Annotated in this window: 15 protein-coding genes and 2 tRNA genes; 8 read left to right on the top strand and 9 right to left on the bottom strand. The window is 67.8% G+C overall.

Annotated elements, in window-relative coordinates:
• Positions 1 to 9: 9 nt before the first annotated feature.
• Complete coding sequence (locus BVG12_RS15885) at positions 10 to 1,230, bottom strand: helix-turn-helix domain-containing protein (RefSeq protein ID WP_075793250.1); 1,221 nt, start codon at positions 1,228 to 1,230, stop codon at positions 10 to 12.
• A gap of 212 nt (positions 1,231 to 1,442) precedes the next feature.
• On the opposite strand from BVG12_RS15885, the gene BVG12_RS15880 reads away from it, so the two are divergent.
• Both BVG12_RS15880 and BVG12_RS15875 read left to right on the top strand, forming a co-directional pair.
• Positions 1,443 to 2,237 (top strand): DUF899 domain-containing protein, encoded by a 795-nt coding sequence (locus tag BVG12_RS15880; protein WP_075793249.1) that lies wholly within the window; start codon positions 1,443 to 1,445, stop codon positions 2,235 to 2,237.
• Positions 2,234 to 2,821: a copper chaperone gene (locus BVG12_RS15875; protein ID WP_075793248.1), complete on the top strand. Its 588-nt coding sequence runs from the start codon at positions 2,234 to 2,236 to the stop codon at positions 2,819 to 2,821. Before BVG12_RS15880 ends, BVG12_RS15875 begins: the two co-directional genes overlap by 4 nt.
• Here BVG12_RS15875 and BVG12_RS15870 read toward each other — a convergent pair.
• Together BVG12_RS15870 and BVG12_RS15865 are read right to left on the bottom strand one after the other, a co-directional pair.
• Complete coding sequence (locus BVG12_RS15870) at positions 2,798 to 4,492, bottom strand: cation:proton antiporter domain-containing protein (protein ID WP_075793247.1); 1,695 nt, start codon at positions 4,490 to 4,492, stop codon at positions 2,798 to 2,800. The two genes, BVG12_RS15875 and BVG12_RS15870, sit on opposite strands and share 24 nt — an antisense overlap.
• Before the next feature lie 91 nt (positions 4,493 to 4,583).
• Positions 4,584 to 5,219 carry a TetR/AcrR family transcriptional regulator gene (locus tag BVG12_RS15865; RefSeq protein ID WP_075793246.1) on the bottom strand — a complete coding sequence of 212 codons (636 nt, stop codon included), beginning with the start codon at positions 5,217 to 5,219 and terminating at the stop codon, positions 4,584 to 4,586.
• Between the two features lie 118 nt (positions 5,220 to 5,337).
• Here BVG12_RS15865 and BVG12_RS15860 point away from each other — a divergent pair, with 118 nt between their 5' ends.
• The 5 genes from BVG12_RS15860 to BVG12_RS15840 are packed head-to-tail and all read left to right on the top strand — an operon-like array spanning position 5,338 to position 10,473.
• Complete coding sequence (locus BVG12_RS15860) at positions 5,338 to 6,519, top strand: lipid-transfer protein (protein WP_075793245.1); 1,182 nt, start codon at positions 5,338 to 5,340, stop codon at positions 6,517 to 6,519.
• 10 nt (positions 6,520 to 6,529) lie between these two features.
• Positions 6,530 to 7,666 carry an acyl-CoA dehydrogenase family protein gene (locus tag BVG12_RS15855; protein WP_229503899.1) on the top strand — a complete coding sequence of 379 codons (1,137 nt, stop codon included), beginning with the start codon at positions 6,530 to 6,532 and terminating at the stop codon, positions 7,664 to 7,666.
• Positions 7,666 to 8,820 (top strand): CaiB/BaiF CoA transferase family protein, encoded by a 1,155-nt coding sequence (locus BVG12_RS15850; RefSeq protein WP_075793243.1) that lies wholly within the window; start codon positions 7,666 to 7,668, stop codon positions 8,818 to 8,820. Before BVG12_RS15855 ends, BVG12_RS15850 begins: the two co-directional genes overlap by 1 nt.
• Before the next feature lie 28 nt (positions 8,821 to 8,848).
• Positions 8,849 to 10,132, top strand: a complete 1,284-nt coding sequence (locus tag BVG12_RS15845; RefSeq protein ID WP_075796392.1) for a DUF445 domain-containing protein — start codon at positions 8,849 to 8,851, stop codon at positions 10,130 to 10,132.
• Positions 10,133 to 10,146: 14 nt separating this feature from the next.
• Positions 10,147 to 10,473: a putative signal transducing protein gene (locus BVG12_RS15840; protein WP_075793242.1), complete on the top strand. Its 327-nt coding sequence runs from the start codon at positions 10,147 to 10,149 to the stop codon at positions 10,471 to 10,473.
• 72 nt (positions 10,474 to 10,545) lie between these two features.
• Here the strand turns inward: BVG12_RS15840 and BVG12_RS15835 are convergent.
• The 6 genes from BVG12_RS15835 to BVG12_RS15810 all read right to left on the bottom strand — a co-directional run bounded on the left by BVG12_RS15835 (position 10,546) and on the right by BVG12_RS15810 (position 15,364).
• Positions 10,546 to 10,622 (bottom strand) — tRNA-Met (locus BVG12_RS15835).
• Positions 10,623 to 10,686: 64 nt separating this feature from the next.
• Positions 10,687 to 10,763, bottom strand: a tRNA-Met gene (locus BVG12_RS15830).
• 86 nt (positions 10,764 to 10,849) lie between these two features.
• Positions 10,850 to 11,803, bottom strand: coding sequence for a tRNA (adenosine(37)-N6)-dimethylallyltransferase MiaA (gene miaA / locus BVG12_RS15825; RefSeq protein ID WP_075793241.1), 954 nt, complete (start codon positions 11,801 to 11,803; stop codon positions 10,850 to 10,852).
• A gap of 8 nt (positions 11,804 to 11,811) precedes the next feature.
• The gene (gene mutL / locus BVG12_RS15820; protein WP_075793240.1) at positions 11,812 to 13,776 is read right to left on the bottom strand and encodes a DNA mismatch repair endonuclease MutL; all 1,965 of its coding nucleotides are present in this window, start codon (positions 13,774 to 13,776) and stop codon (positions 11,812 to 11,814) included.
• Positions 13,777 to 13,920: 144 nt separating this feature from the next.
• On the bottom strand, positions 13,921 to 14,427 hold the full coding sequence (locus BVG12_RS15815) for a cupin domain-containing protein (RefSeq protein WP_075793239.1): 507 nt from the start codon (positions 14,425 to 14,427) through the stop codon (positions 13,921 to 13,923).
• Between the two features lie 16 nt (positions 14,428 to 14,443).
• The gene (locus tag BVG12_RS15810) at positions 14,444 to 15,364 is read right to left on the bottom strand and encodes a peptidylprolyl isomerase (protein ID WP_370662838.1); all 921 of its coding nucleotides are present in this window, start codon (positions 15,362 to 15,364) and stop codon (positions 14,444 to 14,446) included.
• 180 nt (positions 15,365 to 15,544) lie between these two features.
• Between BVG12_RS15810 and BVG12_RS15805 the strand changes: the two genes are divergently transcribed.
• Complete coding sequence (locus tag BVG12_RS15805) at positions 15,545 to 16,189, top strand: VTT domain-containing protein (protein ID WP_075793238.1); 645 nt, start codon at positions 15,545 to 15,547, stop codon at positions 16,187 to 16,189.
• The last annotated feature ends 142 nt before the right edge of the window (positions 16,190 to 16,331 follow it).

Genomic DNA, 16,331 nt, shown 5'->3' with positions numbered 1-16,331 from the left:
GCCGTCATTTTATTGAACGCCCAGCGCGGTCGGGAGTAACAAGTTTGTCGCGAAACCGGGCAAGGGCAACATCGACCAGCGGCGCGCGCGGCCCTGTCCGAACGCCTGGATCTTGCCGGCCGCCGCCAGCGCTTCCAGGGAGCGCTGAATGGTGCGCTGGCTGGTTCCCAATGCCAGCGCGAGCGCGGAGCTGGACCACGCCTCGCCGTCCGCCAGCAACGCCAGCACGGGTGCGTGGTCGTCGTCCACGGGCCGGGCGAGCACGGCGACTTCATGGCCGTCGCGCGGCACCAGCTGGAAGCCGCGCGGCGTGGCGCGCACGCTTGCCGCGCCGCGCAGCACGGTTCGCAGGCGGCCCATCTCGACGCGCAGGCGGGCGCGGTCCGTCTCGTCGGGATGGCGGATGCGGAACGCGGCCAGGATCAGCGTTTCGCGCGGTGCGTCCTGCGGCCAGGCCTCGGCCAGCGTACGGACCAGCGCGAACAGGACCGGCCGCCGGGCCAGCGGGATTTCCAGGGCGAGGTGGTGCACGGCATGCAGGCAGCCGTTGACCACCAGCGCCGTGGATGACATCAGCCTCTCCACCTCATCGAGCAGCACGTCGCGCGCCCCGATCGGCGTGATGAGCCTGGCTGCCGGCGCATCGAGCAGGCGCTCCGCCCAGCCGATCTCGGCGCCGAGGGCGGCGATGCCGGCGGCGCGCGCATGGGCGCCCGCGCGGGCGAGCGCCGCACGCGCCGCCTGTGAGCGCATGCGGCGCATCGCGATGCCGGCCGCGGTCAGCTCGTGCGCGGCGCGCAGGGCGCGCGGCATGCCGGCCGGGTCCAGCGCGGCCAGGCGCTGTTCGGCATCGTCGAGGCGGCCCATCAGCAGCAGGCGGCGGATATCCAGGTAGCGGGCGTGCGCGGCATTGGCGTGGTCGCCGTGCTCGTCCAGCGTGCGGTGCGCGTCGGCGAGGAGCACTGCACATGGGTCGAGGTCGCGCACGGCGAGCGCGATCTCGGCCTCGGCGAGCAGGCAACGTGCGCGCGCGACGGCTTCTTTCGCACCGAAGGCGCGGGCGGCGCGGCGCACCAGCTGGCGGGCGCGCGCGAGATCGCCCAGCTGCGCCATCGCGATGCCGCGCAATGCGAGCGCGGGCGCATCGTCACGCAAGGCGACGCGGTCCAGCGCGCCGAGCGGGTCGCCGCGCGCCAGGGACAGGGCGGCTGCCGTGATCATCGAGTCCATCGGAATCGCGCCAAACTTGTCACTCCCGTCGTGTGTTGTGCCGCTCCTAATATAACACCGCACCTTCAACCGGGGACCTCGAAAAACCGTTGCGAGCGGCAGCAGATTTGACCGAGAAGCGCAGCTGTACGAGAAGCACAGCGAGCATCGCGGGTCAAATCTGCAAACGCGCAGCAGGTTTTTCGACGTTCCCAACCACCAAAGGAAAGACCATGACCACACATCAGACGGGAACCCGGGACGAATGGCTGGCCGCGCGGCTGTGGCTGTGGGAGGCGGAGCGCGAGCTCACGCACCGCGGCGACGAGCTGGCGCGCCAGCGGCAGGCACTGCCCTGGGTCCGCATCGACAAGGATTACCGCTTCGACACCGAGGGCGGCACCGCATCGCTGGCCGACCTGTTCCAGGGCCGTTCGCAACTGCTTGTCTACCACTTCATGTTCGGCGTCGACTACACCGCGGGCTGCCCGTCCTGCTCGGCGATCGCCGACGGCTTCAACGGCATCGCCACGCACCTGGCCAACCACGACGTGATGCTGATGGCGGTGTCGCGCGCGCCGCAAGCCAAGCTGCGCGCCTACAAGGAGCGCATGGGATGGACGTTCCCGTGGGCGACCTCGCACCAGGGCGGCGCAGCGGACTTCAACGCCGACTTCAACGTCTGGTTCAGCGAGGCGCAGCAGCGCGAAGGCGGCATCGAGTACAACTACCGCCGCGAGCCGCCGATGCAGTCATCCGTCAAGACCCAGTGGACGATGCAGGACAGCGCCAGTCCGGCGGCGCTGCAGGCCGCATCGACCGGCACCGACCTCGCCACCTACACGCGCGAGCGGCCGGGCCTGAGCGCGTTCGTGCAGGAGGACGGCGTCGTGTATCACACGTACTCGACCTACGCGCGCGGCCTCGACGCGCTGTGGGGCATGTACCCGTGGCTGGACCGCGCGCCTAAAGGCCGCAACGAGAGCGGCGTCTGGTGGCGGCGGCACGACGAATACCCCGTGCGATGATGGGCAGCATACCGATGCCCGGCGGGTGGACCATGTCGGCCATGTGGCTGCCGATGTGCGGCCAGTCGTGGATCGGTGCCGCGGCCGGCTTTACGCGGATGTGGGCGCTGATGATGGTGCCGATGATGCTGCCGCTCGCCGTGGCGCCGTTGCGGCGCTACCGGGCCGCACTTGTCGGGACGGGAAGGGCGTTCCTGCTCACCGCGGCCGCCGGCGTGGCCTGGGCCGCGGCCTGGACGGCGTCCGGCCTGCCCGTGTACCTGGCCGGCGCGGCCGTCGCGCAGCTGCTGCTGACCATGCCCGCGCTGGCGCGGATGATGCCCGCGCTGGCGGCGGCGGCCGGCGTGGCGGGCGCCGCCTGGCACGTTGCAGCGTTGCGCCCTCGTCCGGCGCATCCGGTCCCGCCTGGTCCGCCCGTCTGCACCGCGGCGCTGCTGCGGGGCGCGCGCCTGGGCGGCCATTGCGTCCGGCGGTGCGCGGGTCTCACCGTCGTATTGCTGGCCGCCGGCATCATGGAGCGAAGCACGATGATCTGCGCCATCGCCGTCGTGGTCACGGAATCAGTGTGCCTGCGCGAGCGCTAACCCGTCCAGCACGTGGCGCGTCATGCTGCGCGCCAGTTCGTGTTCGCCGACGAGGACCGTGCCGCCCGTTTCCTCGCGCAGCAGGCGCGCCTCTTCCTCGTTGTGCGTGCGGACCACGCAGCGGATGGCGGGGTTGAGGGCCTTGGCCGTCTCCACCATCGCGCGCACGTGGAACGTGTCCGGCGTCGCGATCACGAGCATGGCGGCGCGCGCGATATGGGCCTGGATCAGCACGCCCGGCTCCGCCGCGTTGCCCGCCACGGCCGGCTGGTCGCGCCGGCGCAGGGCGTCGACGATGTCGCGGTTCTGCTCGGCCACCACGTAATGCACGCCCTGGCTGTCCAGCTCTTGCGCGATGCGCTTGCCCACGCGGCCGTAGCCGACCAGCACCACCTGGCCCGTCAGGCGCTCGTGCGTGACCGTCATCGGCAGCTCGGCCAGCGGATCGGGCGAGCGCTCCAGCTTGCGGGCGTGTTCGGATTTTTCGCGCAACCAGTTTTGCAGCGGGCCGGCCAGCTTGAACATCAGCGGATTCACGGCGATCGAGATGATGGCGCCCGCGAGGATCAGGTTCTGGCCCATTTCCGGCAGCAGGCCGAGCGAGATGCCGAGGGCGGCCAGGATGAACGAGAATTCGCCGATCTGCGCGAGGCTCGCGGACACCGTGATCGCCGTATTGACCGGATAGCGCAGCGCCAGCACGAGAAGGAACGCGGCCAGCGATTTGCCGACGAGGATGATGGCGACGACGCCCAGTACTTCCAGCGGGCTCTCGACCAGCACGCGCGGATCGAACAGCATGCCGACGGAGACGAAGAACAGCACGGAGAACGCGTCGCGCAGCGGCAGCGTTTCTTCCGCCGCGCGGTGGCTCAGCTCCGACTCGCGCAACACCATGCCGGCGAAGAAGGCGCCCAGCGCGAACGATACGCCGAACAAATGCGACGAGCCGTAGGCAATGCCGACGGCCGCCGCGATCACGGCCAGCGTGAACAGCTCGCGCGAGCCGGTCTTCGCTACGCGCCACAGGAACCACGGGAAGAGCTTGCGGCCCACGATCAGCATGAAGGCGACGAACGCGCCGACCTGCAGCAAGGTCTTGCCGAGCGAGAGCCACAGCGAACCGCCGCTGTCGCCCTTGCCGCCCAGCGGTCCCGCGAGCGCGGGCAGCAGCACGAGCACGAGCACCGTCACGAGGTCTTCCACGACGAGCCAGCCGACGGCGATGCGGCCGTTGAAGGAATCGAGCTGGCCGCGGTCTTCCAGCGCGCGCAGCAGCACCACCGTGCTCGCGACGGACAGCGCGAGGCCGAACACGAGGCCGGCCCCGAGGTCCCAGCCCCACAGATGCGTGAGGCCGATGCCGAGCAGGGTCGCCACCGCGATCTGCAGCACGGCGCCGGGCAGCGCGATGCCTTTCACTTCGAGCAGGTCGTCCAGCGAGAAATGCAGCCCGACGCCGAACATCAGCAGCATCACGCCGATCTCGGCCAGCTGCGAGGCGAGATGCACGTCGGCGACGAAGCCGGGCGTGGCGGGGCCGATGATGACGCCGGCGGCCAGATAGCCGACCAGGGCCGGCAGGCGCAGGCGCACGGCGAGCATGCCGAACAGCAGGCCGAGACCGAGGGCGGCGGCGATGGTGGTGATCAGGCTGATGTCGTGGTCCATCCGGGCTCCCTTATCTTGAACCGGACCAGTATATTCGACAATCGGGGCGCGTCCGGTAGGGTGGACGGCGCCGCCGTCCACCCTACGTCCATTACGGGACGGTGGCGAGGTTGAGCAACGCCTTGCGCACCGCCGCCCGCACGGCCAGGAACTGCGCGCCGCGCGATTCGCGGTCCAGGCGGAACAGCATCAGCCCTTCGATCTGCGCCACCATCAGGATCGCGCGCTGCATGTATTCCTCGTCGGAGATGGTCGGATTCATCCCGCGGATCAGGTTGTAGACGGTCTTGCGCTCGCGCCCCAGCATACGGTCCATGAGGCTGGAGGCGAACGCGTTGCGCGACGCCAGCGCCCAGATCTCGAAGAACAGCGCGTGCGTGACCGGGTCCGTGATCTCTTCCAGGAACATGTCCGCCGTCGACAGGAACTGGTCCAGGCGCGGGCGGTCGCTCATCTCGGCCGAGATGCGGTCCATCTTGGCCTGGAATTCGTCCATCGTGGACAGCAGCACGGCCTCCAGCAAGACCTCTTTACTGTTGTAATAGTGCTGGACGTTCGACAGGGTCATGCCCGCCTCGGCGGCCACCTTGCGCATCGACAGGCCGGCATAGCCGTCCGCGGCAAGCAGCCGACGCGCGGCCTGCAGGATCGCGTGCACGCGCTCCCAGCCTTTTTCGGTCGTGAGGGAAGACTTGTTGCGCAGGGTCTGGTCGAGCGTGGGAGTCATGGACACGATTATCGCACGGCACGCTTTGAAAAACAGGTCGTCTGACCTATAATCGGTTGAGCAGGTCGAGTGACCTAGTTTGCAGACCATAACAGAGCATGTGCTCGAGGAGACGACGATGAGCCGCAAAGTCCATGTGACCGGTGTCGGGATGATCCCGTTCGCCAAACCGGGGGCGAGCGCCCCGTACCACGAGATGGGCGCGCTGGCCGCGCGCGCCGCGCTGGAAGATGCGGGCATCGCCTGGACCGAGGTCGAGCAGGCCTATGCCGGCTATGTCTACGGTGATTCCACCTGCGGCCAGAAAGCCTTGTACGGCGTCGGCATGACGGGCATCCCGATCGTCAACGTCAACAACAACTGCTCCACGGGCTCCACCGCGCTGTATCTCGCGCGCCAGGCCGTGCAGGGCGGGGCGGCCGACTGCGTGCTCGTGCTGGGCTTCGAGCAGATGAGCCCCGGCGCGCTGGCGTCCGTGTTCACCGACCGTCCCGCGCCGTTCGACGACTTCGACGCCGTCACCGACCGCCTCGTCGGCAAGCCCGAGATCCCGCTGGCGCTGCGCTACTTCGGCGGCGCCGGCCTCGCGCACATGGAAAAATACGGCACGCCATTGGAAGCCTTCGCGCGCATCCGCGCCAAGGCCAGCCGGCACGCCGTGAACAATCCGCTGGCCCTGTTCCGCAAGGAGGTGAGCAGCCAGGACGTGCTGGATGCCCCCGCGATCTGGCCCGGCGTGATGACCCGGCTGATGGCTTGTCCGCCCACCTGCGGCGCCGCCGCGGCCGTGCTGGTGTCGGAGGACTTCGCGAAGAAGCGCGGCCTGCGCGCCGACGTCCACATCGCCGCGCAGGCGATGACGACGGACCGTCCCGGCACGTTCGACTCGAACGACATGATGCGCCTCGTCGGCTACGACATGAGCCGGGGAGCCGCGAATAAAGTCTACGAGCAGGCGGGCATCGGCCCCGACGACCTGGACGTCGTCGAACTGCACGACTGCTTCGCGCACAACGAGTTGATCACCTACGAGGCGCTGGGCCTGTGCCCGGAAGGCGGTGCCGACAAATTCATCCGCGACGGCGACAACACATACGGCGGTAAAGTCGTCACGAATCCGTCCGGCGGCCTGCTGTCGAAGGGGCACCCGCTCGGCGCGACGGGTCTCGCCCAATGCTTCGAACTGACGCACCAGCTGCGCGGCACCGCGGGCGCGCGCCAGGTCGAAGGCGCGCGCACGGCGCTGCAGCACAATCTGGGGCTGGGCGGCGCGTGCGTCGTCACGCTGTATCAGGTGTGAGGAGACGACCATGACATCACCCTGGATGACGCCCGAGCTGGAAACCTTCCGCGACGCCGTGCGCCGTTTCGTGGCGAGCGAGGTCGTGCCGCACCAGCAGCGCTGGCGCGAACAGCAGCACGTCGACCGCGCGCTGTGGCGAAAGGCCGGCGAACTGGGTCTGCTGCTCGCGGACGTGCCCGACGATTTCGGCGGATCGGGCGGCACGTTCGCCCACCAGGCCGTCGTGTTCGAGGAACTGGCACTGGCCGGCGACACCGCGTTCGGCCTGCACGTGCATGCGATCGTGGCGCACTACCTCCTCAACAACGGGACGGAAGAGCAGAAGTACAAATACCTGCCGCGGCTCGCGAGCGGGGAATTGATCGCGGCCATCGCGATGTCCGAGCCGGGCGCCGGCTCCGACCTGAAGGGCATCCGCACGACGGCCGTGCGCACGGACCTGGGCTACCGCCTGAACGGTTCCAAGACCTTCATCTCGAACGGCTTCCTGGCCGACCTGGTCCTCGTCGTCGCGAAGACCGACCCCGCCGCCGGCGCCAAGGGCATCTCGCTGATGCTGCTGGAGACGGCGAACAATCCGGGCTTCCGCGTCGGCCGCATCCTCGAGAAGATGGGGCAGAAAGGCCAGGACACGTGCGAGCTGTTCTTCGACGATGCCATCGTCCCGCTCTCGAGCGTGCTCGGTGGCGAAGAAGGCCACGGCTTCGCCCAGCTGATGGCGGAACTGCCGTACGAACGCACGATCGTCGGCGTGGCGGGCGTCGCCTGCATCGAACGGGCGCTGGAACTCACGGTCACGCACGCGCGCGAGCGCCGTGCGTTCGGCCAGGCCCTCATCGAGATGCAAAACACGCGCTTCGTGCTGGCCGAGTGCAAGACGGAAGCGACGGTGGCGCGCGTCTTCATCGACCGCTGCATCGAAGACCTCGTCGCCGGCCGCATGGACACCGTGCGCGCGTCGATGGCCAAGTACTGGATCACGGATTTGCAGTGCAAGATCGTCGACCGTTGCCTGCAGCTGTTCGGCGGCTACGGCTACATGCTCGAATACCCCATCACGCAGATGTACCTGGACGCCCGCGTGCAGCGCATCTACGGCGGGGCGAACGAGATCATGAAAGAAATCATCGCCCGCTCGCTGTGATGAGCAACGGACGGAACGGACCTCTCACAGGCCTGCGCGTGATCGAAATGGTCGGCATCGGCCCGTGCCCGTTCGCCGCGATGATGCTGGCCGATATGGGCGCGGACGTGATCCGCATCGAGCGCAAGCTCGATCCCGCTCTACCCAATCCTTACCCGTCGCTGGGCACCAAGTACGACGTGATGGCGCGCGGCCGGCGCTCGCTGGCGCTGGACCTCAAGCGCCCGCGCGCGCGCCACCTGCTGCTCGACCTCGTGGCCAAGGCCGACGCGCTCGTCGAAGGCTTCCGGCCCGGCGTGATGGAGAGACTGGGCCTCGGCCCGGACGTGTGCAGCGAGCGCAATCCGAAGCTGGTGTACGGCCGCGTCACCGGCTGGGGCCAGACCGGCCCGCTCGCGCACGCGGCCGGGCACGACCTGAACTACGTGGCGCTGTCCGGCATGCTGCATGCGATGGGCGAGGCGGACCGGCCGCCCGCTCCGCCGCTGAACCTCGTCGGCGACTTCGGCGGCGGGGGCATGATGCTGGCGTTCGGTGTCGTCTGCGCCATGCTGGAAGCGCGCGCGTCGGGGCGCGGACAGGTCGTCGACGCCGCGATGACGGACGGCGCCGCGCTGCTGGGCGCCATGATGTACGGTCTGCGCGCGCACGGTTCGTGGTCGTCCGAGCGCGGGGCGAACCTGCTCGACGGCGGCGCGCCGTTCTACGCCACCTACGCCTGCGCGGACGGCAGGTTCATCGCCGTGGGCGCCATCGAACCGCAGTTCTACGCGCAACTGCTGGTGCTGACGGGCGCCGCCGACCCGGCGTTCGTGCCGCAGCGGCGCCAGGACGACTGGCCGGCACTCAAGGAAAAATTCGCGGCGCTGTTCGCCACGCGCACGCGCGACGCGTGGTGCGCGCTGCTGGAGGGCACGGACGTGTGCTTCGCGCCCGTGCTCGACATGGACGAGGCGCCACAACACCCGCATAACGCGGCACGCGCGACCTTCGTCGACGTCGACGGCGTGACCCAGCCGGCGCCGGCACCGCGCTTCTCGCGCACGCCGGGCCATGCCGGGCCGGTCGCCGCACCGGACGGGCCCGCGATCCTGGCCGACTGGGGCTGGGACCAGGACGCCATCGCCACGCTGCGGCGCGACAATATCGTGTAGGCTGGGCTACGATGACGGCATGGAAACCATGCCGCACAAGGAACTCGAGCTGCGCCAGTCCAAGCGCCTGGCGCTGGGCTTTTTCGTCGGCGCAGCGACGCTGTTCGTCGTGTCGTTGGGTTTGATCGCCCGCTGGCCCGGCAACGTTTGGATCGGCCTGTTGAAGGCGTTCGCCGAGGCGGCGATGGTGGGCGCGCTGGCCGACTGGTTCGCCGTCGTCGCGCTGTTCAAGCGGATTCCGATCCCGTTCGTGTCGCGCCATACGGAGATCATCCCCGCCAACAAGGAGCGCATCGCGGACAACCTGGCCGCGTTCGTGCGCGACAAATTCCTCGACACGGATTCCATCGTGCGCCTGATCCAGCGCCACGACCCGGCGCAGAAGGTGGCCGACTGGCTCACGAAACCCGAGAACACGGAACGCCTGGGCGACACCCTCGTGCGCATCGCCGGCTTCGCGCTCGACGTCATCGAGGACGCTGCCGTGCAGGACTTCATCCGGCGCGCCGTGCACGGCATGGTCAGGAGCGTCGATTTGTCGCAGACGGCGGGCACGATCCTGGAAAGCCTGACGCGCGACGGCCGCCACCAGCAGATCCTCGACGAGGGCATCAACCAGCTCGCGAACCTGCTGGCGAACCCGGAGACGCAGGACTTCATCGCGCAAGGCATCGTCGACTGGCTGCGCGACGAATACGCGTTCATGGAAAAGATGCTGCCGTCGGAACTCATCGGCCGCAAGGGGGCGGACATCTCCGTGCGGCTCGCGGCCGGCATCCTCAAGCGCGTGAGCGACGACCCGGACCACCCGCTGCGCCGCCGCTTCGACGTGTTCACGCACGACTTCATCGAACGCCTGAAGACCGATCCGGCGTTCATCGACAAGGGTGAGGACATCAAGCGCCACCTGCTCGGCGACGCCGGCGTGAACGGCTACATCGGGTCGCTGTGGGGCGACCTGAAAGGCTGGCTCAAGGCCGACCTGCACAAGGACGACTCTGTGCTGCATCGCCGGATCGTCGCCACCGGCGCCTGGATCGGACGTACACTTGCCGAGGACCCGGTGCTGCGCACCGCGCTGAACGAGAACCTGGAACTGGCCGCGCGCGGCGCCGCGCCCGAATTCGCGGGCTTCTTGACGCGCCATATCGCCGACACGGTGAAGCATTGGGACAGTGGCGAGATGTCGCACCAGGTCGAGATCAACATCGGCAAGGACCTGCAATACATCCGCATCAACGGCACCCTCGTGGGCGGCCTGATCGGCGTCGTGCTGTACCTGCTGTCCGCGCTGCCGGGCTGGCTGGGATAAAACGGAGGATCGTCATGCACATATCGAGCGACATGCTGAACGCGGCGCTGACCGGCGCCCCCGAACTGGCGCGCCTGCCGGGCCGCGACCTGGTCGAGGTGGCGCGCTACCTGATCCCGCTGGAAGCGAACCTCGTGCAGGGCTGCCTCGCCGCGTCCGGCATCCCGGCGGTGCTGGCCGACGCCCACCTCGTGCAGACGGACCTGCTGCTGGCGCCTGCGCTCGGCGGCGTGCGCATCCTCGTCCCGCAGGATCATCTGCAGCAGGCGCAGGCCGTGCTGGCGGCGTTCGCGCGGGGTGAGTTCGCGTTGGGAGAAGATGCGGACGTCGGCGACGGTTGACCTAATTTCAACAGCACGGGCGCGCGAAAGAAAAAAGCCGCCGGCTCTTGCGAACCGGCGGCTTTTCGAATCTGGTGGTGATAGGTGGACTTGAACCACCGACCCTAGCATTATGAATGCTATGCTCTAACCAACTGAGCTATATCACCAGCTTGTAACGCTGCTAAAACAAAATGGCTCAGCTGAGTGCCAAGCCATCTCGCTTGAATCCTGTGGTGGTGATAGGTGGACTTGAACCACCGACCCTAGCATTATGAATGCTATGCTCTAACCAACTGAGCTATATCACCAGAACGGGGAGCATTATGCCGTTCGGCCCCGGAAGTGTCAAGGCTACCCGCTCCGGATCACCCTGTCCAGCCTTGTTCCAATCGTCTCATGCCCGCAACGTGGCCAGATGAGCAAGCATCTGCCGCGCCGGATCCGGCCCCAGGCAATCGATCACGATCCGCTCCGGCATCGACCGCAGCCAGGTCAGCTGGCGCTTGGCCAGCTGGCGCGTGGCGACGATGCCCGTCTCGCGCAGCTGCGCGCGGTCGATACTGCCGTCGAGGTATTCCCACGCCTGGCGGTAGCCGACGCAGCGCATCGACGGCAGATTCGGATGCAGGTAGCCGCGCGCGCGCAGGCCCGCGACCTCGGCCACGATGCCCGTGTCGTCGCTCGTGCCCAGCATCTGGTCGAAGCGCAGCGCGATGCGCGCGTGCAGCACGGCGCGATCGAGCGGCTCCAGCGCGAACGGCACGAGGTCGAACGGCAGCTCGGGCTTGTCGCGCCGCGCCAGCAGGGCCGACATCGGCTTGCCCGACAGTTCATAAATTTCGAGCGCGCGGTTGATGCGCTGGGCGTCGTTCGGCGCCAGGCGGTCCGCGGTGACCGGGTCGACCTCGCGCAGCTTCGCGTGCATGCCGGGCCAGCCGATGCGCGCCGCTTCCGCGTCGAGGCGGGCGCGCACGTCGGCGTCGGCCGTGGGCAGGTCGTCCAGGCCGTCGTTCAGCCCTTTAAAGTACATCATCGTGCCGCCGACGAGCAGCGGCAGCCGGCCGCGCGCCTGGATCTCGGCCACGAGCCGGATCGCGTCGGCGCGGAACTGCGCGACGGAGTAGGCGTCGAGCGGATCGATGATGTCGATGAGATGATGCGGCGCGCTCGCCAGTTCCTCGGCGGACGGTTTCGCGGTGCCGATGTCCATGCCGCGGTAGACCAGGGCGGAGTCGACCGAGATGATCTCGACGGGAATCTCTTGCGCGATGGCGAGTGCGGCCGCCGTCTTGCCGGACGCGGTCGGGCCCATGATGGCCACGGCCAGCGGTTTTTGATGCGAAGTCATTCGTGTCTTTACTGGCCGCGCAGGAACAGCTTGTCGAGGGCGGCGATCTCCAATTGAACCCAGGTCGGGCGGCCGTGGTTGCACTGGTCGGCGCGTTCCGTCGCTTCCATCTGGCGCAGCAGGGCGTTCATCTCGGGCAGCGTGAGGATGCGGTTCGCGCGCACGGCCGTGTGGCAGGCGAGGGTGCCGAGCAGTTCGTTGCGGCGCTCGATCAGCACGCGCGAGCCGCCGAACTCGCGCACGTCGCGCAGCACGTCACGCGCGAGCGTCTGGGCGTCGGCGTTCTTCAGCAGGGTGGGCACGGCGCGCACGGCGAGCGTCGTCGGCGACACGGCCGCGATGTCGAAGCCGAGGGCCTTCAGCGTCTCCTGTTCTTCCTGCGCGGTGCCCATTTCGATGGCGTCGGCGAAGAACGTCACGGGGATCAGCATCTGCTGCACCTGCATCTGCTCGCCGCCGGCCTGGGCGTCGAGCGCGTTCTTCAGCTGCTCGTACAGGATGCGTTCGTGCGCGGCGTGCATGTCGACGAGCACGAGGCCCTTGCGGTTCTGCGCCAGCACGTAGATGCCGTGCAGCTGGGCCAGCGCGAAGCCGAGCGGGAAGTCGTCGTCGGACGCGGGCTTCGTCGTCTCCGGCAGCGGTGTTTCCTCTACGCCCGGGGGCTGCGATGCTTTCGGCGCGCCGGTGAACAGCGCGCCATAGCTCTCGGTGCGTTGCGGGATGCCGGCACCCGCCGGCGCATCCCAGCGGCTGCCGGCCGGGAACGGGGAGGGCGAGAACGTCGACGAGGCGCGCGAACCGCCGCCACCACCACCCGTGCCGGAACCCGAGGTCCAGGCGGGCGACGCGAGCTGCGATCCGAACGACGTCTGCTCGTGCGGACGGCGCCAGGCCGTGTCGCCCAGCGAGGTGGACGACGGCGTGATCTCGGCCGCGCTCACGGGCGCGGGCGCGTTGCCGTGCGCCGTCGCCGACGTCTGGGCCAGCGCGCGCTGCACGGCGTGGAACACGAACTGGTGGACGGCGCGGCTGTCGCGGAAGCGCACTTCGATCTTCGACGGGTGCACGTTCACGTCGACCATCGCCGGGTCGAGTTCGAGCGCCAGCACGTAGGACGGGAAGCGGTCGCCGTGGAGCACGTCCTCGTACGCGGCCTTCACGGCGTGGACGAGCAGCTTGTCGCGCACGAAGCGGCCGTTGACATAGAAATACTGGCTGTCGGCGCGCGCCTTCGATGCCGTCGGCAGGCCGACGTAGCCATGCAGGCGCAGCGGGCCGGCGCTTTCATCCAGATGCAGGCGGGCTTCGGCGAAGTCGCCGCCGAGGATCTGCGCACTGCGCTTCGCGGCCTCGCTCGTGTTCCAGTGGTCGATCGTGCGGCCGTTGTGCGTCAGGCTGAACGACACGTCCGGCCGCGCCAGCGCGATGCGGCGCACGACCTCGGCGCAGTGGCCGTATTCCGTCTGCTCCGACTTCAAGAATTTGCGCCGCGCGGGCGTATTGAAATACAGGTCCTGCACGTCGATCGTCGTGCCGAACGGGCCGGACGAGGGCGAGACCGTGCCCTGGTGCGAGCCGACGATTTCCCACGCGTGCGGCGCGCCCGGCGTGCGCGACGTGATGCACACGGCGGCGACGGACGCGATCGACGCCAGCGCCTCGCCGCGGAAGCCGAGCGTGTTGACGTTTTCGAGGTCGGTCAGCGACGCGATCTTCGACGTCGCATGGCGCGCCAGCGCGAGCGGCAATTCCTCGGGCGGGATGCCGCGGCCGTTGTCGGTGATGGCGATGCGCTTGACGCCGCCTTCTTCGAGCCGGACCATGATCTGCGTGGCGCCGGCGTCGAGCGCGTTTTCCAGAAGCTCTTTCACCACGGCGGATGGCCGCTCGACGACCTCGCCGGCGGCGATCTGCGAGATGAGCTGGTCGGGAAGCTGCTGGATGGGGCGGTGGGTGGGGGCCGGGGCGTTCATCCGTAAATTATAGCTCGCGGCAAGCCCCGAAACCGTGGCTGTTTGATTTTTGCCAAACCGGGGTCAGACCCCGGTTTGAGGATATTGATTGACAAAATGTCTTTGAAGAAGTTGCCAAAAAACGGGATCTGACCCCGGTTTTGGTTAATTGCCTTCCCAATAGTCGAGCGACTGGTCCGCCCGGCCGATGAATGCGAAGCGTTCGCCCGTGCCGGGGCGCTCGGCCAGGATGCCGAACTTGCCGGAATCCGGGTAGTCGACGAGTTCCGGCGACTCTTTCGTGCTGACGGCCAGGTAGCGCAGTTCTTCGGTGCCCGTGTTCACGATCTGGTGCGCCACCTCCTTGCCGCCGGGTGGACAGGCGATGATGTCGCCCGCGCGGATCGGGTGGACGGCGTCGCCCAGGCGCAGTTCGCCGCTGCCTTGCAGGATGAAGAACATTTCTTCGTTGACGTGATGGTTATGCAAGGGGAACGCGCGCTTGCCCGGCGGCACCGCCGTCAGGTTGTAGCCCAGCTTGCGGGCGCCGATGCGCGTGCCGATGAAACCCATTTTCGCGTCGTACCGGTCGGCCGCCTCGCCCTCGGGCGACATGCCCGGCGGGCGCGGTTCCAGCGTGACGTCGTCGATATTGATGATCGGTTTGTCCATGGCGGTCTCCTGAAGGTTAGTGTTGCTCCCGTACCGGTATCGGCGCCGCGCACAGGTCGAGGTGGCCCGCCGCGACCTTGGTCCATGGGCCGCCGCGGTTGCGCTGGGCGTCGAGGACGGCCTGGTACGTGGCGCTGTCGGTGCGCATCACTTCGAAGCGGCTGCGCTGGTTGGCCGGGACGTCGGCCGCGACCTTGACGGCGCTGATCGGCACGTTCATCTCCGGCTTGTCGTAGAACCCCATCGGTGCCGGGCCGCGCGGCAGGGCGGCCAGTTGCGGCATGCCGGAGATCACGCGGCCGACCACCGTGATGTTGCGGTCGAGGTGACGCGCCGGACCGATCACCGCGTACAGCGACGTGCCGCCGCCGCTGTCGGCGTCGTTGTCGCGGCCCACGCCGACCATGCCGTAGCAATGCGCCAGCCAGGTCTCGCCCGTCTTCGGATCGCGCCCGACGGGAAAGCCGTTCGAATGGCCGACCTCCCGCGCGTAGCCGTCGGCATCCGGCAGGCGCGTGAAATGCGTGTCGTTCTTGATGGGCACGGTGAACTCGGCCTTCAACGTCTTCTGCGCGCCCTTGACGGCCCTCGCCTTGTCGTTGTCCTCGTTCGGGTCGCCCCATTGCACGACCCAGTTGTCCTGCACGCGCACGATGGCCAGGCCGTCGAAATAATGCTCGCGCACGAGGGCCTTGATGTTCTTCACGTGGTTCGGCGCGAACGCGGGAGCCAGCTCGATGACGACGCGGCCGAACGGCAGTTCCATGTACAGCGTGTTGTCCGGATCGAGCGGGCGCCAGTCGGACGGTGTCGACGCCTTGACGATGTCGGCCACGCTGGGTTTCGGCGGCAATTCCTTCGTGGCGGCGGCGTGTGCCGCGGGCAGGGTGCAGGCGGCGACGAGGATCGTGCGCCGGAGGGTCTGGTAAGCCTTCAAGTCGTCTCCTTGGCCGCTTGTGGCGGGCCCGGTCATGGTGGGTGTGCCGACGATTGTAATATGGGAATTAATGAAAAAGAAACCATTTGGCAATCAAGAAAATTCGCTGCCAAGATGAGCCGGGACCCATTTCGGGGGGCGGACTGGTGGTATGATTCGGCGCTACCATTTAGGAAAATTATGGATCTGATGCAATTCATCGACATGATCCTCCATGTCGATAAAACCCTGGGCACACTGCTGGCGCAATACGGGGTTTATGTGTATGCCGTGCTGTTCGCCATCGTGTTCTGCGAAACCGGCCTCGTGGTTCTGTTCTTCTTCCCCGGCGACACCCTGCTGTTCATTGCCGGCGCCTTCTGCGCCACCGGCGAGATGAGTTATCCCCTGCTGACGACCTTGTTGATCGTGGCGGCGGTGACGGGCAATACCCTCAATTATTACATCGGCGGCGCGATCGGGCATCGCGTCTTCACGCACGACTACCGCTGGCTGAACAAGGACGCGCTGCACCGCACGCACGAATTCTTCGAACGCCACGGCGGCAAGACGATCATCCTCGCCCGCTTCGTGCCCGTCGTCCGCACGTTCGCGCCGTTCGTCGCGGGCATCTCGGACATGACCCATGCCCGCTTCCAGATGTATAACGTGACGGGCGCCGCGGCGTGGGTAATCAGCCTGGTGACCGGCGGTTACTTCTTCGGCAATATCCCCGTGGTCCGCGATCACCTGACGGTCATCGTGCTGGTCGGCGTCGGCGCGGCCATCGTGCCGCTGGCGCTGGGCGGCTTGTACAAGGTGGGCCGGCGCATGATGAGCCGCTGAACCCTGCCATATCGTCTCCCTGCAGCGCGCCGCCCGACGGCGCGCTGTGCGTTTACGACATCTTGACGCACGGAATTGTTCCCGGGGCTCAAGTTTACTGTCGGTCACGCCGATAAGGCAGGGAAGAGCAATACTACTGGAT

The organism is Massilia putida (genome assembly GCF_001941825.1).
Taxonomy (GTDB): Bacteria; Pseudomonadota; Gammaproteobacteria; order Burkholderiales; family Burkholderiaceae_D; genus Telluria; species Telluria putida.
The sequence above is the reverse complement of the archived record's forward strand: the minus strand, read 5'-3'. Positions and strand labels throughout refer to the sequence as shown.